This is a genomic window from Cupriavidus sp. FW306-01-F10A (assembly GCF_058782785.1).
In genome coordinates this window covers 1-1,118 of the sequence record NZ_JBYSYA010000056.1, presented here as the reverse complement: position 1 = coordinate 1,118, position 1,118 = coordinate 1, and the positions used below count along the sequence as shown (strand labels likewise).

Below are 1,118 nucleotides of genomic sequence, written 5' to 3'. Positions count from 1 at the left end.
TTCTGATCCTCGTTGAGCAAGCGCTCGAGGATGCGCCGATAGCGAGCGGGGCCTGCATCGATGGCCAGCAGCGTGGGGGTCAGCGGCTCGCGGGCCTGATCCATGCGCTGCTGCTGCGCCTCGATGACCGGCACGTCTTGGTCGGCGAAGGCAAAGGTGCGCATCTCGAAGATCTTGTCCCGAATCTGGGCGTTCTGCTCATCCCCCTCGGTCAGCACGTTCCAGCGTGCGGCGGTGTAGTGATAGTGGGTCGTGCGCTCCGTCTCGGGAGTGAGCAGGTGAATCGCGTAGTAGCCGGTGCCCTTCTCCTTGGGCTCGCCAGGCTTGCTCACACCGAACTCCAGGATCAGGTTGCTCGGCGCATACCAGGAAATGGTGCTGCACTGATCGCCCTTCTCGAAGCCCGGGGGGCTCATCATCTTCAGAATGCCCGGCGTGTCCGCGTTCTTGGACGGGCGGCTGACACTGACAACGTCGCCTTGCTGGGTCACGCTGATCTCCGCCTCGATCGTGTCGGAGGTGCCCAGGATGCCGGCATGCACGTACGAGGTGTGGCTCAGGTCCAGCAGATTGTCGACAACCAGCTCGTAATTGGCGTGGACCTTCAGGTACCCCGGCTGGGTCACGTGCAGGACGGGGCGGTTGTCCAGGCAGCTGTAGTCGGGGATGGTTGCCGGGTCGGCCGTCTTGGTGCCCATCCAGATCCAGATCAGCGAATGGCGCTCTTCGACCGGGTAGCTGCGCAGGTGCGCTGCCGCGGGGATCATGCAATTGCCATGGGGGTTCTTGACGCAGGCGCCGTCGGGGCCGAACTCGAGCCCGTGATAGATGCACTGCACACGATCGCCGGGCAGCAGCTTGCCCATGGAAAGGGGGGCAAACCGGTGTGAGCAGCGGTCGACGATGGCGGCGACGGAGCCGTCTTCCTTGCGGAAGAACAGGACCGGCTCGTTCAAGATGGTGCGGGAGACCAGCTTCCCTGGAGGCAGGTCGCTTGCCCACATGGCGACGTACCAGGTGTTGCGGATAAAGCGATCGGATGCCGCAACGGCAGCCGGCGCGCGTTGCAGCGGCTTGGCCACCGCGACCGGAATGACTGTGGTGGGTGCTTCGCTCAT

The 1,118-nt window shown here is 64.2% G+C and carries 1 protein-coding gene; it reads right to left on the bottom strand.

The window, feature by feature from the left end; translation table 11 throughout:
* Window positions 1–1,118: Rieske 2Fe-2S domain-containing protein (locus tag AC3WLF_RS31315; protein WP_492359309.1), on the bottom strand; the 1,118-nt coding region annotated here is incomplete at both ends.